The 26,155-nt window shown below is 64.5% G+C and carries 24 protein-coding genes; 8 read left to right on the top strand and 16 right to left on the bottom strand.

The features are described from left to right. Positions 1 to 92: 92 nt before the first annotated feature. Positions 93 to 3,857, bottom strand: a complete 3,765-nt coding sequence (locus tag UP06_RS02220) for a vitamin B12-dependent ribonucleotide reductase (RefSeq protein WP_045000098.1) — start codon at positions 3,855 to 3,857, stop codon at positions 93 to 95. 761 nt (positions 3,858 to 4,618) lie between these two features. Here UP06_RS02220 and UP06_RS02215 point away from each other — a divergent pair. Continuing rightward, positions 4,619 to 5,515: a DMT family transporter gene (locus tag UP06_RS02215; RefSeq protein WP_045000096.1), complete on the top strand. Its 897-nt coding sequence runs from the start codon at positions 4,619 to 4,621 to the stop codon at positions 5,513 to 5,515. Here the strand turns inward: UP06_RS02215 and UP06_RS02210 are convergent. Together UP06_RS02210 and UP06_RS02205 are read right to left on the bottom strand one after the other, a co-directional pair. Continuing rightward, positions 5,512 to 7,767 carry a CHASE3 domain-containing protein gene (locus UP06_RS02210; protein ID WP_045000094.1) on the bottom strand — a complete coding sequence of 752 codons (2,256 nt, stop codon included), beginning with the start codon at positions 7,765 to 7,767 and terminating at the stop codon, positions 5,512 to 5,514. The two genes, UP06_RS02215 and UP06_RS02210, sit on opposite strands and share 4 nt — an antisense overlap. Further along, positions 7,764 to 8,186: a response regulator gene (locus tag UP06_RS02205; RefSeq protein WP_045000092.1), complete on the bottom strand. Its 423-nt coding sequence runs from the start codon at positions 8,184 to 8,186 to the stop codon at positions 7,764 to 7,766. The genes UP06_RS02210 and UP06_RS02205 overlap by 4 nt, the downstream gene beginning before the upstream one ends. 348 nt (positions 8,187 to 8,534) lie before the next feature. Between UP06_RS02205 and UP06_RS02200 the strand changes: the two genes are divergently transcribed. From UP06_RS02200 to UP06_RS40560, 3 genes are all read left to right on the top strand, one after another. Then, positions 8,535 to 8,786: a hypothetical protein gene (locus UP06_RS02200; RefSeq protein WP_045000090.1), complete on the top strand. Its 252-nt coding sequence runs from the start codon at positions 8,535 to 8,537 to the stop codon at positions 8,784 to 8,786. Positions 8,787 to 8,885: 99 nt separating this feature from the next. Further along, positions 8,886 to 10,025: a helix-turn-helix transcriptional regulator gene (locus tag UP06_RS02195; protein ID WP_156162717.1), complete on the top strand. Its 1,140-nt coding sequence runs from the start codon at positions 8,886 to 8,888 to the stop codon at positions 10,023 to 10,025. Continuing rightward, a complete protein-coding gene (locus tag UP06_RS40560) occupies positions 10,025 to 10,195 on the top strand; it encodes a hypothetical protein (RefSeq protein ID WP_156162716.1) in 171 nt (56 codons plus the stop codon). Before UP06_RS02195 ends, UP06_RS40560 begins: the two co-directional genes overlap by 1 nt. A 129-nt stretch (positions 10,196 to 10,324) precedes the next feature. On the opposite strand, the gene UP06_RS02190 is transcribed toward UP06_RS40560, so the two are convergent. Further along, the gene (locus UP06_RS02190; protein WP_045000087.1) at positions 10,325 to 10,927 is read right to left on the bottom strand and encodes a BA14K family protein; all 603 of its coding nucleotides are present in this window, start codon (positions 10,925 to 10,927) and stop codon (positions 10,325 to 10,327) included. 251 nt (positions 10,928 to 11,178) lie between these two features. Here UP06_RS02190 and UP06_RS02185 point away from each other — a divergent pair, with 251 nt between their 5' ends. Further along, positions 11,179 to 11,589, top strand: coding sequence for an NADH:ubiquinone oxidoreductase subunit NDUFA12 (locus UP06_RS02185; protein WP_045000086.1), 411 nt, complete (start codon positions 11,179 to 11,181; stop codon positions 11,587 to 11,589). Between the two features lie 171 nt (positions 11,590 to 11,760). Here UP06_RS02185 and UP06_RS02180 read toward each other — a convergent pair whose 3' ends face one another. Next, on the bottom strand, positions 11,761 to 12,183 hold the full coding sequence (locus UP06_RS02180; RefSeq protein WP_045000085.1) for a MarR family winged helix-turn-helix transcriptional regulator: 423 nt from the start codon (positions 12,181 to 12,183) through the stop codon (positions 11,761 to 11,763). A gap of 97 nt (positions 12,184 to 12,280) precedes the next feature. Between UP06_RS02180 and UP06_RS02175 the strand changes: the two genes are divergently transcribed. Next, a complete protein-coding gene (locus UP06_RS02175; RefSeq protein WP_045000083.1) occupies positions 12,281 to 12,682 on the top strand; it encodes a VOC family protein in 402 nt (133 codons plus the stop codon). Positions 12,683 to 13,125: 443 nt separating this feature from the next. On the opposite strand, the gene UP06_RS02170 is transcribed toward UP06_RS02175, so the two are convergent. Beyond that, the gene (locus UP06_RS02170) at positions 13,126 to 13,812 is read right to left on the bottom strand and encodes a DJ-1/PfpI family protein (RefSeq protein ID WP_045000082.1); all 687 of its coding nucleotides are present in this window, start codon (positions 13,810 to 13,812) and stop codon (positions 13,126 to 13,128) included. A 91-nt stretch (positions 13,813 to 13,903) separates the two neighbouring features. Between UP06_RS02170 and UP06_RS02165 the strand changes: the two genes are divergently transcribed. Further along, positions 13,904 to 14,845, top strand: coding sequence for a GlxA family transcriptional regulator (locus tag UP06_RS02165; RefSeq protein ID WP_045001063.1), 942 nt, complete (start codon positions 13,904 to 13,906; stop codon positions 14,843 to 14,845). A gap of 428 nt (positions 14,846 to 15,273) precedes the next feature. On the opposite strand, the gene UP06_RS02160 is transcribed toward UP06_RS02165, so the two are convergent. Further along, entirely contained in the window at positions 15,274 to 16,290 is a 1,017-nt protein-coding gene (locus tag UP06_RS02160; RefSeq protein ID WP_045000080.1) for a hypothetical protein, read from the bottom strand. A gap of 121 nt (positions 16,291 to 16,411) precedes the next feature. Further along, positions 16,412 to 17,359, bottom strand: coding sequence for a LipP1 family hormone-sensitive lipase (lipP1, locus tag UP06_RS02155; RefSeq protein WP_045000079.1), 948 nt, complete (start codon positions 17,357 to 17,359; stop codon positions 16,412 to 16,414). A 208-nt stretch (positions 17,360 to 17,567) separates the two neighbouring features. Between lipP1 and UP06_RS02150 the strand changes: the two genes are divergently transcribed. After that, a complete protein-coding gene (locus tag UP06_RS02150) occupies positions 17,568 to 18,632 on the top strand; it encodes a DUF2155 domain-containing protein (protein ID WP_045000077.1) in 1,065 nt (354 codons plus the stop codon). Between the two features lie 9 nt (positions 18,633 to 18,641). Here the strand turns inward: UP06_RS02150 and aat are convergent, their stop codons facing one another. The 8 genes from aat to UP06_RS02110 form a co-directional block, all read right to left on the bottom strand. Continuing rightward, complete coding sequence (gene aat, locus UP06_RS02145; RefSeq protein ID WP_045001061.1) at positions 18,642 to 19,322, bottom strand: leucyl/phenylalanyl-tRNA--protein transferase; 681 nt, start codon at positions 19,320 to 19,322, stop codon at positions 18,642 to 18,644. 60 nt (positions 19,323 to 19,382) lie between these two features. Continuing rightward, entirely contained in the window at positions 19,383 to 20,486 is a 1,104-nt protein-coding gene (locus UP06_RS02140) for a sensor histidine kinase (protein ID WP_045000075.1), read from the bottom strand. After that, entirely contained in the window at positions 20,483 to 20,923 is a 441-nt protein-coding gene (locus UP06_RS02135; protein ID WP_045000073.1) for a response regulator, read from the bottom strand. Before UP06_RS02135 ends, UP06_RS02140 begins: the two co-directional genes overlap by 4 nt. After that, positions 20,920 to 22,437, bottom strand: a complete 1,518-nt coding sequence (locus tag UP06_RS02130) for a sensor histidine kinase (RefSeq protein ID WP_045000071.1) — start codon at positions 22,435 to 22,437, stop codon at positions 20,920 to 20,922. The genes UP06_RS02135 and UP06_RS02130 overlap by 4 nt, the downstream gene beginning before the upstream one ends. A gap of 110 nt (positions 22,438 to 22,547) precedes the next feature. Next, positions 22,548 to 23,906, bottom strand: a complete 1,359-nt coding sequence (gene accC / locus UP06_RS02125) for an acetyl-CoA carboxylase biotin carboxylase subunit (protein WP_045000069.1) — start codon at positions 23,904 to 23,906, stop codon at positions 22,548 to 22,550. A 76-nt stretch (positions 23,907 to 23,982) separates the two neighbouring features. Beyond that, on the bottom strand, positions 23,983 to 24,474 hold the full coding sequence (accB, locus tag UP06_RS02120; RefSeq protein ID WP_045000067.1) for an acetyl-CoA carboxylase biotin carboxyl carrier protein: 492 nt from the start codon (positions 24,472 to 24,474) through the stop codon (positions 23,983 to 23,985). 38 nt (positions 24,475 to 24,512) lie between these two features. Next, the gene (aroQ, locus tag UP06_RS02115; RefSeq protein ID WP_045000065.1) at positions 24,513 to 24,980 is read right to left on the bottom strand and encodes a type II 3-dehydroquinate dehydratase; all 468 of its coding nucleotides are present in this window, start codon (positions 24,978 to 24,980) and stop codon (positions 24,513 to 24,515) included. 249 nt (positions 24,981 to 25,229) lie between these two features. Further along, positions 25,230 to 26,015 (bottom strand): DUF1236 domain-containing protein, encoded by a 786-nt coding sequence (locus UP06_RS02110; protein WP_045000064.1) that lies wholly within the window; start codon positions 26,013 to 26,015, stop codon positions 25,230 to 25,232. Positions 26,016 to 26,155: the final 140 nt, after the last annotated feature.

Below are 26,155 nucleotides of genomic sequence, written 5' to 3'. Positions count from 1 at the left end.
GTCAGCTATGATATGTCGTGCTTTTCTTCATCGCTGGAGAGTTCGTTGGTTTGAGGCGGCACAATGTTTGTGCCGCCTCTTGCCAGTTTGCTTTAGCTGCACCCCGTCGTGCTTCCGCAAGTATCGCACTTCATACAAGTGCCATTCCGCACCAGCGTGAAGTTGCCGCACTCCGAGCACATCTCGCCTTCGTAGCCCTTGGCCTTGGCTTCCGCGCGGCGCTCGGCCTTGCTGGGAGCGGCCATCTGTGCGGCACCGGACTTGCTCCACTGGAGGGCTTCGAGCTTCTCCGTGGGGGACAGGTCGTGGGCCACTTCCTGCTTCAGCGCGACCGCGCCTTCCAGGACGTCGCCGGCACGGCCTGCGCCGTGGGAGGCGAGTGACGTGACCTTGGAGCCGCCGCTCGGGGCGCTGTCGTTGCCTTGCGCGACCGCAGCCGAGCCGCCGCGCATCACGACGAGGTTGTCGGTGCGGGAGCGGGTGAGGCCGCGCGACACCAGCTTGGACGCGCGGTGGCCGTGATCGTCCGGCTCCTTGCCTTCCTCGACGCCCTTGCCGAGCACGTCGAACCCGGTCTCGCTGGGATCGACATGGGCGAGATCGAAGCGGCTGAGGTAGCTCACAGCCAGTTCGCGGAAGACGTAGTCGAGGATCGAGGTCGCGTACTTGATGCTGTCGTTGCCCTGCACGGGGCCCGCCGGCTCGAAGCGGGTGAAGGTGAAGGCGTCGACATATTCGTCGAGCGGCACGCCGTACTGGAGACCCAGCGACACGGCGATGGCGAAGTTGTTGATGAAGGAGCGCAGCGCCGCGCCTTCCTTGTGCATGTCGATGAAGATCTCGCCGATGCGGCCGTCGTCATATTCGCCGGTTCGCAAGTAGACCTTATGCCCGCCGACGACCGCCTTCTGGGTGTAGCCCTTGCGGCGATCCGGCATCTTCTCGCGTTCGCGCATCACGATGATGCGCTCGACCAGCTTTTCGACGATCTTTTCCGAGACCTGGGCGGTGCGTGCCGCCATCGGCTTCTCGTAGAGATTCTCGACCGCATCGTCCTCGTCCTCATCATCGCTGATGAGCTGCGAGTTGAGCGGCTGGCTGAGCTTCGAGCCGTCGCGATAGAGCGCGTTGGCTTTCAATGCGAGTTTCCACGACAGCATGTAGGCGGACTTGCAGTCCTCCACCGTGGCGTCGTTCGGCATGTTGATGGTCTTGGAGATCGCACCCGAGATGAAGGGCTGGGCCGCCGCCATCATGCGGATGTGGCTCTCGACCGACAGATAGCGCTTGCCGATCTTGCCGCAGGGATTGGCGCAGTCGAACACCGGATAGTGCTCGGCCTTGAGGTGCGGAGCACCTTCCACCGTCATCGCGCCGCAGATGTGGACGTTGGCCGCCTCGATCTCGCGCTTGGTGAAGCCCACGGCCTGGAGCAGGTCGAAGCCGGGAGCCGCGATGGCCTCGGCACCGATGCCGAGCTGGTCGCGGATGAAATCCTCGCCAAAGGTCCACTTGTTGAAGGCGAACTTGATGTCGAAGGCGGTCGGCAGGGCCTTCTCGACCTTGGCGATCGCTTCATCCGTAAAACCCTTGGCGCGCAGCGTTGAGGCGTTGATGCCGGGGGCGTTGGAGAGCGAGCCGTGGCCGACGGCGTAGGCCTCGATCTCCGCGATATCGCTCTCGCGATAGCCGAGCACGCGAAGCGCTGCCGGCACCGCCCGGTTGATGATCTTCCAGTAGCCGCCACCGGCCAGCTTCTTGAACTTCACCAGCGCAAAATCAGGCTCGATGCCGGTGGTATCGCAATCCATGACCAGGCCGATCGTGCCGGTCGGCGCGATCACCGTGGTCTGGGCGTTGCGATAGCCGTGCTTCTCGCCGAGCTCGAGCGCTGCATCCCAGGCCGCCTGCGCATGCTTGACCATATCGGCCTGCGGGCAGGCGATCAGATCCATCGGCACCGGGTTGACCGAGAGCGCCTCGTAGCCGTTGGACTGGCCATGGGCGGCGCGGCGGTGGTTGCGGATCACGCGCAGCATGTGCGCGGCGTTCTTCTTGTAGCCGGGGAAGGTGCCGAGCTCGGAAGCCATCTCCGCCGAGGTCTTGTAGGTGATGCCGGTCATGATCGCGGTCAGCGCGCCGGCGATGGCACGGCCTTCCTTCGAGTCATAGGGCAGGCCCATGGTCATCAGCAGGCCGCCGATATTGGCATAGCCCAAGCCGAGCGTGCGGAACTCGTAGGAGAGCTCGGCGATCGCCTTCGACGGGAACTGCGCCATCATCACGGAGATTTCGAGCACCAGCGTCCAGAGCCGGCAGAGGTGCTCGTAACCCTCGACGTCGAAACGCTTGGTCGGGATGTCGTAGAACGTCAGCAGGTTCGCAGACGCCAGGTTGCACGCCGTGTCGTCCAGGAACATGTATTCCGAGCACGGATTGGATGCGCGGATGTCGCCGGACGCCTTGCAGGTGTGCCAGTCGTTCATGGTGGTGTTGAAGTGCAGGCCGGGGTCGGCCGACGCCCAGGCGGCGTAACCGATTTTTTCCCAGAGGTCGCGCGCCTTCAGCGTCTTGGTGATCTTCTTCGTGGTGCGGCCGACGAGATTCCAGTCGCCATCGGTTTCCACCGCGCGGAGGAAATCGTCCTTCAGCGAGACCGAATTGTTGGAGTTCTGCCCCGAAACCGTGAGATAGGCTTCCGAATCCCAGTCGGTGTCGTAGACGTCGAACTGGATGTCCTTGTAGCCCTGCTTGGCAAACTGGATGACGCGCTTGATGTAGTTGTCGGGCACCAGCGAGCGACGAGCCAGCTTGATTTCCCTGCGCAGGGCAGGGTTCTTCTCCGGATCAAAACAATCGTCGCCCGAGCCTTCGCAGTTGACGCAGGCCTTCAGCACCAGCTTGAGGTGCTTCTGGTTGATCTTGGATCCGGTGACGAGAGCTGCGACCTTCTGCTCCTCCTTCACCTTCCAGTCGATATAGGTCTCGATATCCGGATGATCGGCGTCGACCACGACCATCTTGGCGGCGCGGCGGGTGGTGCCGCCCGACTTGATCGCACCGGCTGCGCGGTCGCCGATCTTGAGGAAGCTCATCAGGCCCGACGAGCGGCCGCCGCCGGAGAGCTTTTCGCCTTCGCCGCGCAGGCGCGAGAAGTTGGAGCCGGTGCCGGAGCCGTATTTGAACAGGCGGGCTTCGCGGACCCAGAGGTCCATAATGCCGCCCTCGTTGACGAGGTCGTCACCGACGCCCTGGATGAAGCAGGCATGCGGCTGCGGATGCTCGTAAGCCGACTTGGACTTGGTCAGCTTGCCGGTGAAGGGGTCGACGTAATAATGGCCCTGGCCGGGACCGTCGATGCCATAGGCCCAATGCAGACCGGTGTTGAACCATTGTGGCGAGTTCGGCGCGACCATCTGCTTGGTCAGCATGTAGCGGAGCTCGTCGTAGAACGTCTGCGCGTCTTCGTCGGAGGTGAAATATTTGCCCTTCCAGCCCCAATAGGTCCAGCAGCCGGCCAGACGGTCGAACACCTGCTTTGACGAGAGCTCGCTGACATAGCGCTCCTTCTCGGGCAGGGCGGCCAAGGCTTCGGTATCGGGCACGGAGCGCCACAGGAAGGAGGGGACGGATTCCTCCTCGACCTTCTTCAGGCGCGCGGCGACGCCGGCTTTGCGGAAGTATTTCTGGGCCAGCACGTCGGAGGCGACCTGCGACCATTCGGTCGGCACCTCGACGTTGTCCATTTTGAACACGACCGAGCCGTCGGGATTCCGGATCTCCGACGTGGTCAGCCGGAAATCGATCCCGGCGTAAGGTGACTGTCCCTGGGTGGTGTGGCGCCGCTCAATCCGCATGGTCTTGCCCCGTCCTTTATTTCGCCAGACCGCCTCCGCAAGGCGCCTGGGTCGCTATTTCGTTTCGCGAATCCTCGACGGGCCGTTCGGCCTCAAGGCTTCGCAGTTCAAGCCGGTGGATCCGGCCCTGTTTCTCCCGGCGCGATGGCTTGGTGCGAGCACCTCACCTCTGCCGGCATGTCCACACCCATCCGCCCCAACGGGATGTGCGCGACATGCGTTCAACGCCTCAACGCTACATATTCAACCTTGCCGTCCGAGCCTGTTGCCGGCCCGTTCTGGCGCCCGAAAGATCCGCTGTTCGAGGGCAGACAAGCCCTCATCCCGCTGCCTTTGTCTGGCCTGGCGGAGTGATGTTTTGCGGACCCTTTGGGGGAGTGCCGGCGGGACGCAAACACACTCGCGCCGAACGGACCGAAAGCTAGGACTCTCCGTTGCGCCCGTCAAGAACTAGTGCGAGTTCCTGAATCAAATACTAAATATGGTGGATTGTGGGGGATAACAGGGGGCAAGCCCGCGCCTGTTGTGGGGGCAAGTATCGGTGAGTCCTGAAGGATTCGAAACCAAAAAAATTTGCATCCCGTGACCATACGGAGGCTTCACCCCGCTGTTCACAGGGCCGGTATATTTTTGAGGAGCGGGGTTGTCTCGGCGGGACTCACGTAGGGGTACGGAAGGTGAGGGCAGGCATGCCCGCTGAGGTGGTGGTGCGGGGGGCGAATCCGCGCCAAGCTGACCGCGATTTTGCCGGACTACCCCACATGCTTGATTCGACTCAGCCGGTGCTGCGGCCGCGCATCGCACCGGCCGGCCTGATGTTCCTTGCCATCACCTCGGTCGGCTGGGGCTTCAACTGGCCGGTGACAAAGTTCCTGCTCGGCGAGCTGCCGCCGCTGACGCTGCGCGGGGTGACCGGCGTGCTCGGGGCGGTGCTGCTGGCGGCGCTCGCCTTGGTCCGCCGCGATAGCCTGAAGGTCCCGCCCGAGATCTGGCCGCGGCTCCTGGTCGCAGGCCTCCTCAACGTCACCGGCTGGATGGTGCTGATGGGGCTCGCGCTGCTCTGGCTGCCGGCGAGCGAGGCGGCGCTGATCGCCTACACCATGCCGGTCTGGGCCTCGCTGATCGCCTGGCCCGTGCTCGGCGAGCGGCCGACCGTGCTGCGGACCGTCGCGCTGTTGATGGCCTTTGCGGGATTGGCCTCGATCATGGGCGGCAACGGCTTTGCCGCCAGCCAAGCCAAACTCCCCGGCATCATCATGGCGCTGGTCGGCGCGGCCAGCTTTGCGCTCGGCACGGTGCTCCTGAAGAAATACCCGATCCGCCTGCCGCCGATCACGGCGGCGGCCTGGCAGATCGGGCTCGGCTGCCTGCCGGTCGCGATCGTCGGCCTTGCCATCGAGACCTCGCATCTCGACCTGGTGACGCCAATCGGCTGGGGGCTGGTGGCCTATTCAACGGTGGTGCAGTTCTGCATTGCCTATGTCAGCTGGTTCGCCGCGCTATCGCGCCTGCCGGCCTCGGTGGCCGCGATCGGCACCATGGCGGTGCCGGTGATCGGCGTGGGGGCCTCGGCGATCGCCCTGCACGAGCCGCTGGGGCCGGGGCAGATCGCCGCGGTGATCTTCACGCTCGCCGGCGTGGTGCTGGCGACGCGTTAGCCCGTCATCCCGCCGCCGTTCAGTGCCTTGCGGATCATCTCGGCGAGCTGGTTGCGACGATAGGGTTTTGTCAAAAGCATCACGCCGTCGTCGAGCTTGCCGTGATGGACGATGGCGTTGTCGGTGTAGCCGGAGGTGTAGAGCACCTTCACGCCCGGCCGGCGCTTCGCGATTTCCTCGGCGAGCTCGCGCCCGCTCATGCCGCCGGGGATGACGACGTCGGTGAAGAGGAGATCGAAGGCCTGGCCGGCCTCGATCAATTGCAGCGCAGCCTTGCTGTCGGCGGCGGCCACCGTCTGGTAGCCGAGGCTCTGGAGCTGCGCGGTGACGAAGTTGCGCACCAGCGTGTCGTCCTCGACGACGAAGATGGTCTCGACGCCGCCTGTGGCTTGCGGCGCGGCGGGGCTTGTGATCTCGGCCATGCCTTGGCCCGGGGGCAGATAGAGCTTGATCGTGGTGCCGTGGCCCTGCTCGCTGTAGATCTTGATGTGGCCGCCGGACTGCTTGACGAAGCCGTAGACCATGGAGAGGCCAAGGCCCGATCCCTTGCCGACCTCCTTGGTGGTGAAGAACGGCTCGAACGCCTTTTCCTGGACGTCCGGCGGCATGCCGGTGCCGGTGTCGCTGACGGCGAGCATGACGTAGGGGCCGGGCCGCACGTCGGGGTTGGCCTGCGCATAGGCCTCGTCCAGCACGGCCCTGTGCGTCTCGAGCAGCAGCTTGCCGCCGTTCGGCATCGCGTCGCGGGCGTTGATCGCCATGTTGAGCACGGCGTTGGTCAGCCTGGACGGATCGATATGCGCCGTCATCGGCCCCTGTTCGAGGATGGTTTCGATCTGGATCTGCTCACCGAGCGTGGGACGCAGCAGTTTTGCGATGTCTGATATCGCGGCGTTGATCTCGACGTTGCGCGGCTGCAACGGTTGCCTGCGGGCAAAGGAGAGCAGGTGCTGGATCAGCTCGGCGCAGCGCTCGGCGGCATCGTCGATCAGGCGCGCCACGCGCTGGAGCTCGGGCTGCTGCTTCAGGCTCGCCACCAGCGTCTCGGTATTGCCGGAGATCACCGTCAGCATGTTGTTGAAGTCGTGCGCGACACCACCGGTCAGCTTGCCGATCGAGTCGAGCTTTTGCGACTGGTACAATTGCCGCTCGGTCTCGCGCGAGGCCGTCGCATCGTGATAGACCAGCACCGCGCCGGAGATCGCGCCTTGCGCGTCAAGCATCGGCCGGCCACTGATCATGAGATGTCGGGCCAGACCGCCGTCATGCGGGCGGACGATCATCTCGAGATCCTCGAACCTCTCGCCGCGCAGCACGCGCGCGGAAGGCAGTTCGGCCGGCTTGAGCGGCATGACGCCGTCGCCGTGAAAGACGTCGGATAGGGCGCGCAGATTGCGCAGGTTCATTCCTGCTCGATGCAGCAACATCCGTTCCGCAGCCGGATTGGACAACAGGACGTTGCCCTCGCTGTCGATCACCAGCACCGCCTCCGCCATGCTGCGGAACGTGCTCTGGAGCACGTTGACCGACAGGCGCAGCTCGTCATGCGCGGTGACGAGGTGTTCGGTGCGCTCGGCGACGGCCGCCTCGAGCACTTCCTTGGCGGCCTGCGTCTCGTGCAGCGAGCTCTGGAGCTGCACGGTGGTGCGCTGGCTCTCGCGCAAGAGCATGGCGACCAGCAGCAGGATCACCAGCGCGCCAATGACGTCGATGCCGAGCAGTACGATGCCGGTCCGGCGCGAGGCCGCTTCGCGGGCGGCGCGCAGCTTCTCTTCGCCCGCGGCCAGCCGATCCAGATTTCCCGTGAGCGTCTCCATCAGGCCGCGTCCCTCGCCGCGGTCTCTCAGCGCGTTGGAGCCCTCATTATCGCCATTCGTGCGCAGCCGAAGCGATTCGGCTGCGACCTCGATGCGCCGAAGGATGAGAGGCTCGGTCGCCTCCATCAGCGTCACCTGGTCGGGGTTGTCGCGGATGGCAAGCCTGAGGTCGCCGAGCGCCGGTGCGATCTGGCCGCGGGCAGCCTGGAATTCGTCGATGAAGCCTGCCGTGCGGTAGATCTCGTAGCCGCGTAGCGCGCTCTCGGCGCGGCGAACCAGCAGGTGCACGTCCGAGATCTTCTTCAGCACCTCGACGGTGTGGTTGACCCAGGCCGCATCCGACCGCGACTTGACGTCGAGGCCGATCGAGGCGGCGGTGATGATCAGGAGGATGGCAAGTCCAGCACCGAGAATGACACGCTGCGAGGGGATCAAGGGGCTTCTTTCGTGTCCTTCGGCTGTGCACTCTCGCTGGGACCGGCGATGCATTCCCGGATCGTGGTCAATAGCGTTTCAGGCGTGAACGGCTTGCGCAGGCAGCGCGCCGCGCCGAGCTCCAGCGCCATGCGGAGAAAATCCGGAGAGGGCGAGGCGGACGAGGCGAAGGCGTAGCCGGACATGGCGATCAGCGGTATAGCCGGCGCGCGCTCGTGGAATATCCGGATGGATTCGAAGCCGCGCATATGCGGCATGAAGATGTCCACCAGCATCACGTCGAAGGTCTGCGCTTCCAGCGCAGCCAGCCCCGTTTCGCCGCCATCGGTCAACGTGACGTCGAAGCCCTGACGTTGGAGGAGGACCTCGATGGTCGCGCCGACCATCGGATCGTCGTCTACCACGAGGATACGCGGCATGACATTTCCCAGCAAATCGAAGTCCCCACAGCCATCGGTGATATAGGTGAATCGTGCACCGGGTCAATTTTGGATTGGATCAAGGTGGATATGCACTGCGCAATGCATAGCCGGGTTGCGAGTTCCAAGCCCCACGGCCGGCGCCGGGGGCATCATAACCGCCTTGGCCGTCTGCGGGGGCATGCGGCAGGGTGAATTTCGTCGGATTTCAATGACAAGTTGAGACAAATCCGCACGACCAGCGAAAGCAGCTCCGAGCATCGGAGTTACACGCGTGCCTCACCCAACGGGATGATGACGCGCAATCCGGGGCGACATATTGCAGAACCGTGTGTGGGAGGTTCCGCGATGACCAGACTCTCGCTTCATGGACTGCGCTCGTTGAAGGACGTGCAAGACCTGAACGAGGAAGATCGCTCGACATATCGGCGATGGGCGCGCCGTTCCTGCGCGGTCTATGCAATCGTCCTCGCCGTCTTGTTCGCCGGCTTCTGGATACATGACCGGAGCATGACGAGGGTTGCCGACCAATGCCACCCGGTCGGCATCGACGCGGCGCGGGATTTGCCGATGTCTCGAACGCTGGCCGTCACCCGATAGGGTGAGGCGTCCCATCGCCGGTCGCCATAAGATCACCTGACCTCCTTGGATCGCGCATGCAGCCGCGGGCTGGTGTCGAGTTCGGGCAGGGGGAGTGCGGTGACATTGTCCAGCGACCGGATCGAGAAGGTCCTCGACCTGATCTATGACGCGGCGGCCGAGAACGATCTATGGCCGCATGCGCTCACCGCGATCGCCGATCTGACACGCAGCGAGGGCGGCATCCTGTTCGGCCAGTCTTACACCGCCCAACGCATCTATTTCGATTTCAACGGACGCCTGAACGAAGAGTGCAACCGCGCCTACCAGGAGCGGCACATGCAGAATCCGTGGTCGTTGCACATGGAGCATCAGCCGACCGGGCGGCTGGTGATGTCCGATGAAGCGGTCTCGCTGGGGGAGCTTCAGGCATCCGCTTTCTACGACGAGGTGCTGCGGCCACAGGAGGTCGGGCACAACGGGATGATGGCGCTCGCGGCGCGCCAGGACTTTCGTGCCGCCTTCAACATGTGTCGCAGCGTGCGGCGGGGTCCGTTCGATCCCGACGAGCAGCGGCTTCTGGAATGGTTGTCTCCACATCTGTGCCGGTCGGTGACGCTCGGATTTCGGATCGACGGCTATCTGGCCATGCAGCAAGCAGCATTCAATATCCTCGACCGGCTGGCCGATGGTGTCATCGTGCTCGATCGCAAGGCGCACGTGCTGTTCGCCAATGTAACGTCACGCCGGATGGCGGAGGAGGGATCGTTGCGGCTGCATCAATCGATCGCGACCCATTCACCCGCGCATTCGCAGCGGCTCAACGAATTGATCCGCGCGGCACTCCAGGGAGCCGCCGGTGGCACCATGAGCCTGCCGCGCAATCCCGATGGCCGGCTCCTGACGATTCTCATCTCTTCGATCCGGAGCAAGGATCTCGGGCGGCTGTCGGACGCCGGCGTGAAAGATGCGGCGGTATTGCTGTTCGTCATCGATCCCGCCAACCGGCGATCGATCCCGCTCGAGCGGATCAGGGATGCGTATGGCCTCACGCACGCCGAGGCGCGGGTCGCGCTTGCAGCATCCTCCGGCAACACGATCCGCGAAACCGCGCAATCCCTCAGTCTCTCCCCGAACACCATCAAGACCCATCTGCGCCGCGTCTTCGCCAAGACTGCGACCGGGCGGCAAGCAGAGCTCGCCGGGCTGATCGCAGCGATCGGCAGCATGCGAGTCGGGGAAACGGGTTCGGAGCAGTGATGTCGAGGCCATCGCGTGAGACCAATCGTCTCAAATGCGTGGAGGCGCCTGCTGCCGTTTGCATGACGCCGGATGAGCTTGCCGAGTTCGAACGGCTCGACGCGACGGCGCCGCTCGACGAGGAGGGACAGCCGGCGTCGTCGTTCGAAGGAGAGCCGCTGACGGCCTGAGAGCGGCGGTGGCTCGAGCTGTACCGCAAGCTGGAGAACGGCAAGCACGCAGCCAAATCGAATGGGCGGCGCCGATAGTCACCGGCGCCGCCCAAGGATGACGTCATAGTTTACGTGCTTCAGGCCGGCTTACGGGCAGGGATGCCGCAGGCCGTCATTGCCGAGATAGGTCCCGGATGCCGGGTCGTAAGACCGGAAGCGCTGGACGCAATATCCGGTGGCGTCGCCACCGGAGTCGGGCACCACCGCCACTGACGGTTCGTCGTAGTAGCTGTCGTCGGCGTAATAGGAGGGATCGTTGTAATAGCCGCCGCCGTAATAAGCGTAGGAGCCGAGCCCGCCGATCGCAGCACCCGCCGCGACGCCAGGCCAGAAGCCACCACCGCCATGGCGACGCCAGCCGCCGCCCTGCCAGTTGCCGCCGCCGCCGCCGCCATGCCAGTTGTTGCCGGCTGCGAAGTTGCGGCCACCGCCGTTGAAGGCGGCTCCGCCACTCGGGCGCACTGCGGCGCCAGCCGCGAAATTACCGCCGCCACCACCCATCCGGGCACCACCGCCAAAGCCGCCGCCGCCCATTCGGGCGCCGCCACCTCCGAAGTGAGCTCCGCCGCCACCACCGTGACCGCCACCACCGCCGCCGTGGCCGCCATGGCCCTGTGCGAAGCTCGGGGTCGCCATCGGCAGAACCAGCGCCAACGCTGCAGCGGCGCTCAATAATCTCAGACTGTTCATTTGCAACTCCTTTTCCTGGAAGCAAACCCTTTGAAAGGGCCAAATGTTCCTAGGATCACGCCGGTGTGCGTGTGAAAGGCAGATTTCCATGCGGCCGCTGTACCCGGCATGAACGGATCGCGTCGATTTTGCAGCAGCCTCCGCGCTGGCGTCGCGGCGTTTGGCTTGCGTGGGGCGCGGCTGCGCCGTCCGAACTGGACATTTGACTGCCCGGGTGGCATCAGGACCCTACGAAGCAGGGCCCTTGGCGCATGAAACAGTTCTTCCTCAAAGTCTTCACCTGGTGGAATGGCCAGACCTTTGGCACCCAACTCTGGACCCGGCGGTACGGAGAGCTGGTCGGAGAGGACGAGCAGGGCAACCGCTACTACCGCACCCGCGGCGGCGCGATCGATCCGGCGCTCGGCTTCGAGCGGCGTTGGGTGATCTATAACGGCTATGCGGAAGCGAGCCGCATTCCGACAGGTTGGCACGGCTGGATGCATCACGTCGTCGATGTGCCGCCGACCGAGGAGAACTACCAGCCGCGCGAATGGCAGAAGCCGCATCAGCCGAACCCCACCGGCACGCCGAACGCCTATCGTCCCGAGGGCTCGACGCTCGCCAGCGGCAAGCGCCCCAAGGCGACCGGCGACTACCAGCCCTGGACGCCCGGACGCTAGGGCGTGTACTCATAGAGCCGCGCTGCACTTCGTATGAGGTCGGCTCTGATAGCGGCGCGTTGACGCACCTCACCCCAGGTCCTGGTGAGACAGGCAGCTTCTGGGCGAACGGAACGCGGAAGCTGAATGACCGCTCTTTAGCAGGACGTTAAAGAAGCGATCGTTCGCTACTCAACGAAGCGCCTCGGCGTGTCGTAGCAGCATCGCAGCGACGGCCTGGGGATCAAAAGGCGCCGAAGCGTTTCGTAGACGTTCTTCTGCATCGGCCACGATCCCGGTGGCCGCTTCCAATGCTCCCCGACCTCTCGCCGTCAGCTCGGTCATTTGAACTCGTCCGTGTTCGGGATGGGGTGTCCGCGCGATGAGGCCTGCGCGTTCGAGTGCCACCAGGATTGCCTGCATCGTCTGCGGGGTCACAAAGGCACGGCGCGCGAGCGCGGCGTTCGAAGCACCCGCGTCGACCTCCAGAAAAGCGAGCACTGCATATTGGGGCGTGGTTAGCCCAATCTCCCGCAGTCCAGCGTCCAGGCGGGTGCGCAGTGCTTGTTGAGCCTGCTTCAATGCAAAGCCGATCGTCGCGTAGGGATCGCCCATCCGCGACCGAGCCTCATGCCTTGACATATAAGGTTACCTTACATTATATCAGTCTACCTGATATTATAGGCTTGCGAGGCACGAGGAAAGACCAGCCATGCCCCATCTGATCGGACCCGATTTTATCGGCATTCAAACTGAAGATCTCGACGCTGCGCGGACATTCTACACCGAAGTCGTCGGGCTGAAGGTCGCCGCTGGCAGCCCACCAGGCGCCGTGGTGTTCGAAACCAAGCCGGTCCCGTTCGCCGTTCGCAAGCCCTTGGTCGACCTAAAGGAGACGGACAGGCTCGGCTTGGGCGTCGCTATCTGGTTCGGCTGCGATGACGCCGACGCGCTGCATGACCATCTTGTCGAGCACGGGACGCCAATCGTCTTCGCGCCGAAAGACGGGCCGTTTGGCCGTTACTTCGCGTTTCGCGACCCTTTTGGCTACACGATTACACCCCACACGGTCGCGCATCCTCAACATCCGGCGCACGTCAGCGGTGCGATATGAAACAAAGGCCCCTCCATCACTTTGATGGTGGCCCTGTTCCCACTTTCTATGCATTCGCATCCGCATCCTCCGCTGTGGACAACGGGAACAGCGGGGATGGTGCATGCGCGGGCGTTGCGCTCGTGCGGGCAGTACGGCTCAATGATCCCATCTTACGGAGATGGGAGACCATCGCGTTCGGTTCGGGCCACAGTTCGCGACTGTCCCGAAATGCAGCGGCCGCCGACCAGGACTCGATCGGGAGATAGGCCCCCGGTCTGGAAGTTCCGAAATCGCCCGATGAGAATGTGCGCCGTCGTAAGACAGGAAAGGCCGCTTGGGAAACCGAGCGGCCTTTTTCTGTTCTGGGGCTGTGTGAATTACTCTCGTGTCCCGGCTCAGCGGCGCAGCGTTGCACGCTGCACCGCGTCCGGGACACGGACGTAGCGCTATGACCCGCGAAGCTACATCACCCGCGCTGCCGCGCGCTTGACCGCATCGAGACGGCGGACCTGGTTTGGCGCGATGCGCTCCTTCACCAGGGCCAGCACCTCGGCCGGTGCGGTGTCGGGCGAGCCTGCATTGAACGGCGGTGCGGGATTGTACTCGATACCGAGCTGGATCGCTTCCGCCGTGGTGCGGTCGACCAATATCGACACCAGCGTCAGCGCGAAATCAATCCCTGCGGTGACGCCGCCGCCGGTGACGCGGTTGCGGTCGATGCAGACGCGCGTCTTGGTCGGCGTCGCGCCGAACTGGCTCAGCATCTCCATCGCGCTCCAATGGGTGGCGGCGCGGTAGCCTTTCAACAGGCCGGCGGCACCGAGCGCCAGCGATCCCGTGCAGACCGAGGTGACGTATTTGGCGCCCTCGGCCTGCTTGCGCAGGAAACCGAGCACCTCCTCGTCATTGAGCAGGTCGTCGGTGCCGCGGCCGCCGGGCACGCAGATCACGTCGAGTTGCGGGCAATCCGCGAACGTCATGGTCGGTGTCAGCGTCAGCACGGAATCGCTCGGCACCGGCTCGATGCGTTTCCAGATCAGGTGCAGTTGCGCGCCGGGGAGGGACGAAAACACCTGCAAGGGGCCGGTGAAGTCGAGCTGGGTGACGCGCGGGAACATCAAAAGTCCGATCTGGAGCGGTTGCGACATGAGAGCCTCCAACTATGAGCTTGACGCCGGCAAACTGGCATGATGCCCTTGCGTCCAAAATGGCATAATTCCCTCATTTACGGACATGACCATGATTGGCGTCCTGATCTTCCCGGACTTCCAGCTGCTCGACGCGGCCGGCCCGATCTCGGTGTTCGAGATCGCTGCGCGTGCCAGCGGCAAAACGACACCCGGAATCCGGGTGCTGGCGCTGAAGGCGGGGCCGGTGCGCAGCTCGTCCGGCGTCGAGATTGTGGCGCGCGATTTCAAGTCGGCCAATGTGATCACGACGCTGGTCGTGGCGGGCGGTGCGGGCGTGACGGACGCGGCGCGCTGCTCGGTCACGCGCGCCTTCGTGCAGCGGTTGGCGCGGCGCGGCGTAAGGGTCGCCAGCGTCTGCTCGGGCGCCTACGTGCTGGCCGAAGCTGGTCTGCTCGACGGCCGCCGCGCCACCACGCATTGGGGCCGCACGCGCGATTTCGTCGCGCGCTATCCCAAGGTGAAGTTCGAGCCGGACCAGATTTTCACCCGCGACGGCAATGTGTGGACGTCGGCCGGCATTAGCGCCGGCATCGACCTCGCGCTCGCGATGGTGACTGAAGACCATGGTGAGGACATCGCGCAACAGACCGCGCGCCAGCTCGTGCTCTACCATCGCCGCAGTGGAGGCCAGTCGCAATTCTCCTCGCTGCTGGAGTTGAAGACGCCGAATGGCCGCTTCGGTGCGCTGTTGTCCTGGGCGCGGGAAAATCTCGACGCGCCGCTGACGGTGGAGGATCTTGCCGATCGCGCCGGCATGAGCGCACGGCATTTCGCGCGCGCCTTTGCCGCCGAGACCGGCACGACGCCGTCGAAGGCGATCGAGCGGCTGCGGATCGAGGTTGCCCGTGAGCGCGTGCAATCCTCGCGCGAGGCGATCGAGCTCGTGGCAGAGGCGACCGGCTTCCGCGATCCGGAGCGCATGCGCCGCGCCTTCATCCGCGCCTTCGGCCAACCGCCACAAGCGCTGCGGCGCGCGGCGCGGGCGGGTTAGTCAGGAGACCCGCGTCCGGGAATCCCATTGGTTGAAAATATGCTATCATACCTCTTGGGATAGCGTTTGCTGTCCTGGAAATCTGGGAGGACATAGCAATGAAAGTCTCGGCACTTTTGTCCATGGGTTTCGTTGTCGCGATCTTGTCGGTGGCGCCGGCGAATGCCCGCGTTACCCAAAAGATCCAGAAACTACAGACAGAGCCGGTATGGAATCCAGGTGAGCCTTGGCCTCCCAAGTGGGCCAGCTTCGAAGCTTGCGCGGCAGCCGGAAAGAAGTGGGCTTGGGATCTAAATACCACTTCTCAATGGTGCAGCGCTCAACCGTACGGAGCTGCGGGCAGCAACAGAGTGAGCGGCCCCCTTCGCTGATGGCGAAGTTGGCGCGACAGAACAAGTTGAGGCCGCTCCGATTGGCCTTATGGGGTGTCAGCTCGATAAGGTCGTCCCGCCCGCGGGCGCCGTACCGGACGTATCTGCCGATGCCGTCACCCGCCGGGCGATCGGCGTCAGCAGATACGGTGCAAGGTGAATCGGAAACTGCGTCAGCGCGAAATAGAGCCAGGTCGTGGTTGGCAGGGCGCCCGCGGTCGCGGCGAGCATCAGCCCGAGATTGCGTTGCGACACCATCAGCCCGACGGCGAAGGCGCGTTCGTAGCCGATGCGGCGGAACAGCAAGGTCGTGACGGCGAGCAGCGTGAAATAGACCGCAAATGCAAGGGCCGCGATGCCGATCGTGAACAGGGGATCGGCGATGAAGTCGTGCGCCACGTCGCCCATGATCGCGGATGCGAAGATGAAGAGGATGATGATGTTGAAGCCGTCGATCGACTGCTTGTGGCGCTGGATCGCCTCGGCGCCGAACAGCCAGCGGATCATGGTCGCGGCGAATAGCGATATTGCGAGGATCCCGAGCAGTTTTGCGCCGAGCACAAGCGGTGAGATGCTGAGCATGCCGCCGAGAAACAGGCTCGCGAACAGCGACGCGGTGAACGGGACGACTGCTGTCCCGGTCACCAGCGTGACCAGGACGAGGGTGGCATCGAGCCCCATCAGCGCCGCGAGCGCTGGTGCTGCCATCATCGGCGAGGCCATGCTCTGGAGCATCAGTGCGAGGAAGAGCCCGGGGGCGCTTCTGTCGAGCCCGGTCGCGTGCGCAATCAGCCCGACGATCAGCGGCACGCCGATCGTGGTCCAGACCGTGGCGGTCGCAACCAGCGCCCGCCGGCGCAGATGGCCGTAGAGCGCCGCCAGATCGACCCGCATGAAGGAGATGCAGAGCAGGCCGAGGATCGCCTCGGTGACGTAGGGACGCAGCAGCGCGCCGAGCGGCGGCACTGCAACGGCGATGAACGCGACCGCCGCCACCGCGCGCGTGCCCTGGCCGCCGAGCCAGGTCAGGCCGCGAAGGGGAATGACGAAGAGATTTTCAAGAACGCGGAGCATCTCGGTCAGGGCATCGTCGGCGTGTAGCCCGGATGAGCGAAGCGATATCCGGGACAGGTCTTTCCGTGTGGTGATAGCGGTCCCGCATGTCGCTGTCGCTCATGCGGGCTACAGGACTACGCTAACCCAATCCCTTCAGCCACGTGCCGATCTCGCTCACGGCGACGTTGGCCTCTCGCAAGAGCTTGCCCATGGTGAAGAAGCCATGGAACTGGCCGGGGAAGTGCTTGGTGGTGACGGGCACGCCAGCCTGCTTCAGGCGTGCGGCGTACTCATCGCCCTCGTCACGCAGCGGATCGGCGCCGGCGGTCAGCACATAGGCGGGCGGCAAGCCGGCCAGCGTCGTCGCGCGCGCCGGAGAGGCGCGCCAGTCGTGGATGTCCGCGGAGCCGTTGAGATAGTGGTGGCGGAACCAGCGGATCACCGAATGCGTCAGCAACACGCTGGTCTCGGGCTCGCTGTGGGAGCCGTGGGTCAAGGCGAAATCGACGGCGGGATAGATCAGCACCTGGCCCGCAATCTTGGGGCCGTTGCCATCGCGCGCGGTGAGGGCTGTGACCGCGGTCAGATTGCCGCCGGCGCTGTCGCCGCCGATCGAGAGACGGGATGCGTCGATGCCGAGCTCGCGCGCATTCGCGGCGACCCATTTGGTCGCGGCGATCGCATCGTCGGTTGCCGCGGGAAATTTGTGCTCGGGTGCGAGCCGATAATCGACGGAGATGACGATCAATGCGCCGGCATCGGCAAGCTGGCGGCATACGACGTCATGGGAGTCGAGATCGCCGATCACCCAGCCGCCGCCGTGGAAGAACACCAGCGCGGGCGCCAACCCGTTCTTGAGGCGCGGCTCCTTCGGCACATAAATCCGCGCGGGAATCGCGCCGTGCTGTGCCGGGATCGACAGCGGCGCGACGCGGGCGAGTTCCGGTGCTTCCGGATTGGTGGCAAAGCGCGCCTGCGAATAGTAGTCGCGCGCTTCCGGTGCGGTCAGGGTCTCGTAGGCGGGCCGGCCGGCCTCCTGGAACGCCTTGTAGACGGCGGCGGCATCGGGATCGAGCACGACGGGCATGGCGGAGAGGTCCTGCGGTTTCTGGTTCTGGTTGGACGTCGTTTTCGGACGGCGATGCCCGCCTCGGCCCCGGGGAGGAGCCTTCGGACTATCCCATCCGGCTGCCGGTCTGGCCAGCCGGCGGCGGGCAGGGCTGGGATGCCGCCCTTTCCCCGCCGTATTCGCCGTGTTAACCGGAGGGCCTGCGAGCGGCGGTATCCCCTGTAGAATGTCCAACGAACCCGATTCGCTGTTGAAGCCGCGCGAGATTATGTTTCGAACCATTACCCTGACAGGTCTTGCGGCGCTTTTGGCCGCCACCGCGCTGACGGCTGCGACACCTGCGCAGGCGCAGATCGGCACGATTTTCTCCGATCCGCCGCCGCTGCGGCCGCCGGGGAGCATCCCTCGTGGCGGGCAGCCGCAACCGCAGCCAACTCCCGACGACGACGAAGAGGTGCCGGAACTGCCGCCGCAGGGCCGTGTGCTGCCGTCGCGCCCCATCCCGCCGCCGAGCCGGCAAGGCAATGTGATGCCGGGTCCGGTCGAGACTCAGCCGCTGGCGCCGCCGCCGGGCTCAACCGTCGCCCCGCCGAACCAGCCGCCGTCGGTGGCGGTTGCGCCGCCCAATCCGCAAAACGCGCAGCCGGGAGTCGCTCCCGGAGCCCCTGGCCAGCGCCAGCCCCAGCAGAAGGGCGGGACGCAGCAGGGCGCCATACCGCAGGCGCCGGCCAGCCTCCAGCCCGGCGACGAGGTCGTCACCGAGCCGCCGGCCCAGAAGATCGTGAACAAGAAGGCGACCTTCTCGGGCCTGGACAAGATCACCGGGCGCATCATCAATTTCGACGAGGAGATCGGCGAGACGGTGCAGTTCGGCGCGCTGCGCGTGAAGACCGACGCCTGCTACACGCGCCCCGCGACGGAGGCCACCAACACGGATGCCTTTGTCGAGGTCGACGAGATCACCTTGCAGGGCGAGGTGAAGCGGATCTTCTCGGGCTGGATGTATGCCGCGAGCCCCGGCCTGCACGGCGTCGAGCACCCGATCTACGACATCTGGCTGACCGACTGCAAAGAGCCGCAGCAGACCATTGCGACCGCGGCACCCGATCCCGCGACCAAGCCCGCGCCGACAGCGCCGCCTCCGGCACAGAAGAAGGCCGCGCCCAAGCAAGCCGTGCAGCAGCAACGTCCGCCGCAGCCGTTGCCACCACCGCAGCAGCAACCGGACCCGCCGCCTCCGCCACCACGGCAGCAGCCGGGCCTGTTCGGCTTCCCCGGGTTCGGCCGGTAATCCCTCTGATTATTGCCGCGAGGCGATGATTTCGAGCGCGCGTGCGCCGGGGATCGCATCGCCGGCGGACAGTCTGAGGAAATCGCCGGGCTCGCCGGCGAGCGCCTTGTCGAGCAGGCCGGTGTAGCGCCGCCGCGAAATCTCCGCCGCACCAAAGCTCTTCAGATGCTCGGTGACATATTGCGTGTCGAGCAGCTCGAAACCGCCATGGATGAGCCGTGCGACAAGATGCACCAGCGCGACCTTGGACGCGTCGCGCGCGGTGTGGAACATGCTCTCGCCGAAGAAGGCACGCCCCAGGCTGACGCCATAGAGGCCGCCGACGAGATCGTCACCCTGCCAAGCCTCGACGCTGTGGCAATGGCCGAGCTCGTGCAGGCCGCCATAGAGGTCGCGGATGCGCTTGTTGATCCAGGTGTCTTCGCGTCCGGCCTGCGGCGCGGCGCAGCCGGCGATGGTCGCCTTGAACGCGGTGTTGACGGTGACGCGAAGCGCATCCGAACGCACGGTGCGGGCAAGCCGCGAGGCCACGCGAAAACCTTCGAGCGGGATCACGCCGCGCATTTCCGGCTCGACCCAGAACAGGGTCGGATCATCGGCGCTCTCGGCCATCGGAAAGATGCCGCAGGCATAGGCGCGCAGCAGCACGGCCGGCGTGATTTCAGACGAGGCAGAGTCGCGCGAAGTCATGGTCAACGACAATAGCAGGATCGCGATGCGCGTGCGATGGGGGCGATTGCTTGGCGAGGATCAACCCGCAGCGGCGCTGTTCGCCTTGCCGGGCGCGGCGGGCACGCCGCGGAACCTCAGAGTGATGCGGGTTCCGGAATGCGCGGGATCGCGCTCGACGGAGGCATCGAGCTTGGAGGCCATGGCCGCGACGATGCGCTGGCCCATGCCGGTCGAGCGCGGATCGGCCTTGACGTTGTCACCGACCCCGTCGTCCGTGATCGACAGCAGGAGATCATCGCCCTGCGAGGTCAACTCGACATGGATCGGGCCGGCACCGTCCGGATAGGCGTATTTCACCGCATTCATCACCAGCTCGTTGACGATGATGCCGACGGCGACCGCACGGTCCGGGTCAATCTCGACCGCTTCGGCCTTCACCGTCAGGCGCGACATTCGGTTACCTTCGGCCGAGCGGCGCAGATCCTCCAGCAACGCGTCCAGATACTGGTTGAGCATCACGCTCTTCAGATCCTGCGAGGTGTAGAGGCGGCGGTGCACCTGGGCGACTGCGGCGACGCGGCCCATCGCATTGGTCAACGCGGCCTTGACCTCTTCCTGCCCGGCTGAGCTTGCCTGCAAGTGCAGGAGCGAGGCGATAATCTGGAGCGAGTTGCCGACGCGGTGGTTGACCTCGCGCAGCAGGAGTTCGCGCTCGGCGGCCAGCGCCGCGTAGCGGTCGCGCGAGGCGTGAACCTCGGCTTCGGCTTCGTCGCGCGCCTTCTGCAATGCGGCCTGGCGCAGCGCGCCTTCGGCCGCGACGTGCAGCAGCGGAATGAAGTCGCCCTTGACGTCCTTGACGAGATAGTCGGCCGCACCCGCTTTCAGCGCGGTGACGGCGATGCTGGAATCCTGCGACGCCGTGACGAAGACCACCGGCGGGGCATCTGGGATCGCCATGATCTGTTCGAGCGTCTCGAGCCCGTCGAGGCCGGGCATATATTGATCGAGCGCCACGACGTCGATGCAGCCGTCCGTCTCCGCGCGGCGGATACGATCGAGGCCTTCCTCGCCGCTCGCGGCATGGATGACCTTGTACCCGCGTCGCGTCAGGCCGCGGTCGACCAGGCGCGCCAGCGCGCCGTCGTCGTCAATATAGAGCAGTGTCGGTGTGTGCTGGGTCATGTGGCGGCGGGCGGGACCTGAATGACCGAGAAGAACAGGCCAAGCTGCCGGATGGCGTTGGCGAAATTCTCGTAGTTGACGGGCTTGGTGATGTAGACGTTGCAGCCGAGCTCGTAGCAGCGCTTGATCTCCTGGGAGTCGTCGGTCGTGGTCAGCACCACCACGGGCGACGCCTTGAGATATTTGTTTTCCTTGATCTGCTTCAGGATATCGATCCCGCTCATATCGGGCAGGTTGAGGTCGAGCAGGATCAGGAGGGCATTGCCCTTTTGAACAAGCCCGCTGCCGTCGGCGCCGAACAGGTGCTTCATCGCATCGGTGCCGTTGGTGAACGAGATGATCTCGTTGTTCACGCCAGAACGACGGATGTTGCGCTCGATCAGCCGGGCGTGTCCCTCGTCGTCCTCGATCATGATGATGCTGACAGGCTGGGTCATCGATCTGCGTTCCGGTTGCTGGTGTTCCAGGTGATCGGCAGCGTGATCGTGAAGGTGCTGCCTGTATTCAGTTCCGACGATACCGACATGGTGCCGCCGAGACGACGCACAAGTGCACGGACATGTGCAAGACCTATCCCCTGACCGGGCTTGTCCTGGGTTCCCGCACGACGAAACAGGTCGAAAATCCGCTGATGATCCTTCGGATCGATACCGCGGCCGTTATCGCTGATTTCGAAGATAGCGTAGCCGAGCTTGGTGCGCCCGCGAATTCTGATTTCGCCGGGTATTCCGGTCTTGAGATACTTAATCGCATTGTCGATCAGATTGGAGAATACCTGCTCGAGCGCAAGGCGGTCGCTGATGATATTCGGCAGGGGGGCGATGTGGATCTCGGCCTGGGCTTCGGCCGCCTGGTGCGCCAGCGTTGACACGATGGTCTCGATCAACTCGCGCGTGTCGATCTTGACGGGTTCGAATTCGCGCCGGCCCTCGCGCGTGAGGTTGAGGATCGCCGAGATCAGTCGGTCCATCTTGGCGATCGACGACTTGATGAAACCGAGAGCTTCGGAAAAATCACCCGAAAGCTGCCTGTCGGGGTCTTCGAGCCTGACCTCACCAGAGGGCAGCGGCGGCCCATCAGCCGGGACATGGGTGAGGCCGCCGATGCGACGGAAAATGTCGCCGCCGAGCTCTTCGAGCTCGCTGGTGAAGCCCATGATGTTGATCAGTGGCGAGCGCAGGTCATGGCTGACGATATAGGCGAAGCGCTGGATCTCGTCGTTGGCCTCGCGCAGGTCTGCGGTGCGCTCGTCGACGGTCGCCTCCAGATTGAGATTGGCATCCCGCAAGCGTAGCTCGGCGTCGTCGCGGGCGCGTGCGGAGCGCCGCACCAGCCAGATCGAGATCAACGTCAGCAGCACGACAAGGCCGGAGCCGATGCCGGTCATCGACGCGGCGAGCGTCTGGCTGCGGTCGGCGTTCGTCGAGCGCAGCCGAAACAGTCCCTCTTCTTCCTGGATCATTGCGCCTGCGACACTGCCAATTGCGGAGGTGGTATTGGCAGCGGCGGCCTCGCGGACCATCGCGATGGCCTTGTCCGGCTGGCTCTGCCGGACGAAGTCCATTTCCTGGGCGAATTGGCCAAGCCGGGTCTCGATCGCCGCGCTCAGTTTCTCGATGTTGTCGCGTTGCGCCGGATTGTCGCCGGTCAGACGCGTGATCCTGTCGAGGACGGGTATGATGGCCGCCACGGCCTTGTCATGGTCAGTCTTGAAATCCGCACTGTGCGTCAGGAGAAACCCGCGCGCGCCGCTTTCGGCGCGCCGGATTTCGAGCAGCAGCGCATTGATCTGGTTCTCCACCTCGAGGGTGTGAACCACCCATTTGCTGTCGTCGCGGGCCTTGTTGACGAGATAGACGGAGCCGGCGCTGATCACGGTCAGCACCAGAAGTCCTGCCGCGAACAGCAGGATCTGCCAAAATGTGCGCCGCCGCTGTTCCCCAGCCGTCACGACGGTCTCGCCTTGTTAGGTGTCGCGGAGTTCAAAACGTCCCCTTGGAACAGTCCCCAAACGTCCATAATGCGATTGGAGACAAAGGGTTCCATAGGGTGAGGTGAGAATTATTTGGCGGTCGGTTCCGTCTGGCCGGCCAGATACTGTTCGAGCCAATGGATATGGTAGTCGCCGTCGATGATGGCGGGCTGGCGCACCAGGTCGCGGAACAGCGGCAGTGTGGTCTCGATGCCCTCCACCACCATCTCGTCCAGCGCCCGGCGCAGCCGCATCAGGCACTCGGCGCGGGTCTTGCCGTGGACGATCAGCTTGCCAACCAGCGAGTCGTAATAGGGCGGGATGGTGTAGCCCTGATAGACCGCGGAATCGATGCGCACACCGAGCCCGCCCGGCGGGTGATATTGCGTGATCCGACCCGGTGAGGGACGGAAGGTCTGCGGGTTCTCGGCATTGATGCGGCATTCGATCGCATGGCCGATGATCTGGATCTCGCTCTGCTTGGCCGGCAGCTCGCCGCCGGCGGCGATGCGGATCTGCTCCAGCACGAGATCGATGTCGGTGATGCTCTCGGTGACGGGATGCTCGACCTGGATGCGGGTGTTCATCTCGATGAAGTAGAACTCGCCGTCCTCGAACAGGAATTCAATGGTGCCGACGCCGAGATATTTCATCTCGCGCATCGCTTTCGCGCAGGTCTCGCCGATCTTGGCCCGCGCGGCTGCTGCGAGCACCGGCGAGGGGCCTTCCTCCCAGACCTTCTGGTGACGGCGCTGGAGCGAACAGTCGCGCTCGCCGAGATGGATCGCGCCGCCACGGCCGTCGCCGAGAATCTGGATTTCGATATGGCGTGGCTTCTGGAGGTATTTTTCCAGATAGACCGAGGCGTCGCCGAAGGCGGATTTCGCCTCATTGGCCGCCGTCGACAGCGCCACCTGAAGGTCCGCCTCGCTCTGCGCGACCTTCATGCCGCGGCCGCCGCCGCCGGCTGCAGCCTTCACCAGCACGGGAAAACCGATCTTCCTGGCGATCGCCATCGCGTCGTCACTGGGGCCGACCCCGCCGTCGGAGCCGGGCACCACGGGGATGCCGAGCTTCTTGGCGGTCTTCTTGGCCTCGATCTTGTCGCCCATCAGGCGGATATGCTCGGCCTTGGGACCGATGAAATGCAGATTGTGCTCGCCAAGGATTTCGGCGAAGCGGGCGTTCTCCGAAAGAAAGCCGTAGCCGGGATGCACCGCGTCCGCGCCGGTGATCTCGCAGGCCGCGAGAAGCGCGGGCACGTTGAGATAGCTGTCCTTCGACGGCGGCGGCCCGATGCACACGCTCTCATCCGACAGACGCACATGCATGGCGTCGGCGTCGGCGGTGGAGTGCACGGCGACGGTCGCGATCCCGAGCTCCTTGCAGGCCCGCAGGATGCGAAGGGCGATCTCGCCGCGATTGGCTATGAGGATCTTGTCGAACATGGTGTCCTTAAGGGACGAATGGCGCGCGGAAAGCGGCGAGGGCGGCTGCGCCGCCCCAAGCCTTTACTGAATGCCGTTACTCAATGATCACCAAGGGCTCGCCATACTCGACGGGCTGGCCGTCCTCGACCAGGATCTGGGTCACCGTGCCGGCGCGCGGCGAGGGGATCTGGTTCATGGTCTTCATGGCTTCGATGATGAGCAGGTTCTGGCCGACCGAGACCTTCGAGCCGACCTCGATGAACGGTTTTGCACCCGGCTCCGGCGCCCAATAGGCGGTGCCCACCATCGGCGAGGTCACTGCGCCCGGATGCTTTGACATGTCTGCCGCAGCAGCCGCAGGTGCGGCGGCCGTCGCAGTGACCGGCACGGGGGCCGCATACGCCATCGGCGCGGGCATGGTCGCGGCAACGCTGATGTTGCGGGCGACGCGCAGGCGCAGGCCCGCACGTTCGATCTCGATCTCGGTGAGGCTGGTTTCATCGAGCAGAAGTGCGAGTTCGCGGACGAGCGCGGAATCCTCGCTGGAAAACTTTGCGGCTGCTTTGTCGTCTGGCTGGCGCGCCATGTTCTTTGATCCGAATGTTCTGTGTGATTGAGGGAGCGTCAGGCTTTGGGCTTGATGCCGAGCTTGGCGGCAAGGCCCTGGATGGCGAGGCGATAGCCCTCGATGCCGAAGCCGCAGAGCGAGGCGAAGGCCGCGCGCGCGGTGTAGGAGTGGTGACGGAAGCTCTCGCGGGCGTGGATGTTGGTCACGTGCACCTCGACGGTCGGAATCTGCACCGCGAGCAGCGCGTCGTGCAGCGCGATCGAGGTGTGGGAATAGCCGCCGGCATTGATGATGATGCCCTTCATCTTGCGGGCATGCGCCTCGTGGATGAAGTCGATCAGCTCGCCCTCGCGGTTGGACTGCCGGCAGTCGGCCTTGAGACCGAATTGCGCCGTCGTCGCCCGGCACAGCGCCTCGACGTCGGCCAGCGTGGCATGGCCGTACTTCTCCGGCTCGCGCGTCCCCAACATGTTGAGGTTCGGCCCGTTCAGGACGAGGATCGTGTCGGTTGCTGGTTCAGCCATTCCTAACCCGGCAGGTGCTTCGGCGTGGCGGGGGTTATAGGTAACAAAATGTCCTAGGGGAAGCCTTGAAGGGCCTCCCAGGTGGCTTCAGGCAGCTCATCCGGGGTGCAAAAATCTGTGCGGAAGCTACGGAAATTGCTTGTTAACCAGTCTGAAGCGTGGCTGTCGGAAAGGGAGGGCGGAGTGCCGAAAGCCCCCGCCGATCTCCCGGCAGGGGCCTCGTTTGGCAAACAGCTCAAGTTGAGCGGCTTAACCCTCGATGATGTAGACGATCTCGTGCGTCTGAGGACGGACGATAATGTACTGGCCGCGCACGAAGATCACGTCATAGCCGCGCCACTCCGGATAGATTTCGACGATCTGGGGCGGAAGCGGGTGGAAACGGACGGTCGACGGGACAGCCGAGCCGACCGAGATGTTGAAGTTGACGTTCGTGGTCTCTTCGATCTTGGTCGACTTGATCGCCGTTGAGATTTGGCTCCGCTTCTCGGCAGGCGGTGCAGCAGCGGTCGCGGAGGCGTTGCCGGTCGTGGTCTGCGACTTGCTGTCCGCGCCCTTGGTTTCCGCGCCCTTGGTCTGAGCGTTCATGTTGCCGCTCTTGGTGTCAGTCTCCGTGCTCTTGGACTTGTCCATCTGGGACTTGTCCATCTGACCCTGCGCGCGTTCGTCGGTGCGCTGGCCCTTGGGGGCGCCGGCCTTGTCCTCAGCCGCGTTCTTGTTCATCGCGCCGGACTTTTCCATCCCGCCGGATTTCTCCGTGGCGCCGGACTTCTCCATCGCACCGGGCGACTTCTCTTCGGCCGCGCCGCCCGGCTTCATGGAGCCGCCAGCCTGACCAACAGTGCCCTTCTCGGGAGCGGCTTCCTTGCCCATCGCGCCACCGCGCTCGGCGGCACCGCCGGCGGGTTGCGAATGCTGCGTCGGCTGCGCGCCGGCGCCGCCGTTGTCGTTCTTCATCGTACCTTGTGCGTTCGCCAGACCGGTGCCGACGAACAGTGCAAGCGCGGCGACCGAGATCATAAAGCGGTTCGACATTGAATTTCTCCTCACGTGTTTATTTTGCGTCATTGCCCGCGCCAACAACGAAAGGAGGTATCAGGAGTTCCGGAACATCTTCGGTTCCGGGGGATTTGTTTGTTGAACGCCAGATGAATGCGCGCGCCGGGTTTGCGACA

This window comes from Bradyrhizobium sp. LTSP857 (genome assembly GCF_000938285.1).
Classification (GTDB): domain Bacteria; phylum Pseudomonadota; class Alphaproteobacteria; order Rhizobiales; family Xanthobacteraceae; genus Bradyrhizobium.
Note: the sequence above shows the minus strand (reverse complement) of the source record. Positions and strands in the feature narration are given on the sequence as shown.

Coding starts and splice junctions, on each gene's coding strand:
- UP06_RS02220 (WP_045000098.1), bottom strand. CDS start 3,857: ATGCGGATTGAGCGGCGCCACACCACCCAGGGACAGTCACCTTACGCC.
- UP06_RS02215 (WP_045000096.1), top strand. CDS start 4,619: ATGCTTGATTCGACTCAGCCGGTGCTGCGGCCGCGCATCGCACCGGCC.
- UP06_RS02205 (WP_045000092.1), bottom strand. CDS start 8,186: ATGCCGCGTATCCTCGTGGTAGACGACGATCCGATGGTCGGCGCGACC.
- UP06_RS02200 (WP_045000090.1), top strand. CDS start 8,535: ATGACCAGACTCTCGCTTCATGGACTGCGCTCGTTGAAGGACGTGCAA.
- UP06_RS40560 (WP_156162716.1), top strand. CDS start 10,025: ATGTCGAGGCCATCGCGTGAGACCAATCGTCTCAAATGCGTGGAGGCG.
- UP06_RS02190 (WP_045000087.1), bottom strand. CDS start 10,927: ATGAACAGTCTGAGATTATTGAGCGCCGCTGCAGCGTTGGCGCTGGTT.
- UP06_RS02185 (WP_045000086.1), top strand. CDS start 11,179: ATGAAACAGTTCTTCCTCAAAGTCTTCACCTGGTGGAATGGCCAGACC.
- UP06_RS02180 (WP_045000085.1), bottom strand. CDS start 12,183: ATGGGCGATCCCTACGCGACGATCGGCTTTGCATTGAAGCAGGCTCAA.
- UP06_RS02175 (WP_045000083.1), top strand. CDS start 12,281: ATGCCCCATCTGATCGGACCCGATTTTATCGGCATTCAAACTGAAGAT.
- UP06_RS02170 (WP_045000082.1), bottom strand. CDS start 13,812: ATGTCGCAACCGCTCCAGATCGGACTTTTGATGTTCCCGCGCGTCACC.
- UP06_RS02165 (WP_045001063.1), top strand. CDS start 13,904: ATGATTGGCGTCCTGATCTTCCCGGACTTCCAGCTGCTCGACGCGGCC.
- UP06_RS02160 (WP_045000080.1), bottom strand. CDS start 16,290: ATGCTCCGCGTTCTTGAAAATCTCTTCGTCATTCCCCTTCGCGGCCTG.
- lipP1 (WP_045000079.1), bottom strand. CDS start 17,359: ATGCCCGTCGTGCTCGATCCCGATGCCGCCGCCGTCTACAAGGCGTTC.
- UP06_RS02150 (WP_045000077.1), top strand. CDS start 17,568: ATGTCCAACGAACCCGATTCGCTGTTGAAGCCGCGCGAGATTATGTTT.
- aat (WP_045001061.1), bottom strand. CDS start 19,322: ATGACTTCGCGCGACTCTGCCTCGTCTGAAATCACGCCGGCCGTGCTG.
- UP06_RS02140 (WP_045000075.1), bottom strand. CDS start 20,486: ATGACCCAGCACACACCGACACTGCTCTATATTGACGACGACGGCGCG.
- UP06_RS02135 (WP_045000073.1), bottom strand. CDS start 20,923: ATGACCCAGCCTGTCAGCATCATCATGATCGAGGACGACGAGGGACAC.
- accC (WP_045000069.1), bottom strand. CDS start 23,906: ATGTTCGACAAGATCCTCATAGCCAATCGCGGCGAGATCGCCCTTCGC.
- accB (WP_045000067.1), bottom strand. CDS start 24,474: ATGGCGCGCCAGCCAGACGACAAAGCAGCCGCAAAGTTTTCCAGCGAG.
- aroQ (WP_045000065.1), bottom strand. CDS start 24,980: ATGGCTGAACCAGCAACCGACACGATCCTCGTCCTGAACGGGCCGAAC.
- UP06_RS02110 (WP_045000064.1), bottom strand. CDS start 26,015: ATGTCGAACCGCTTTATGATCTCGGTCGCCGCGCTTGCACTGTTCGTC.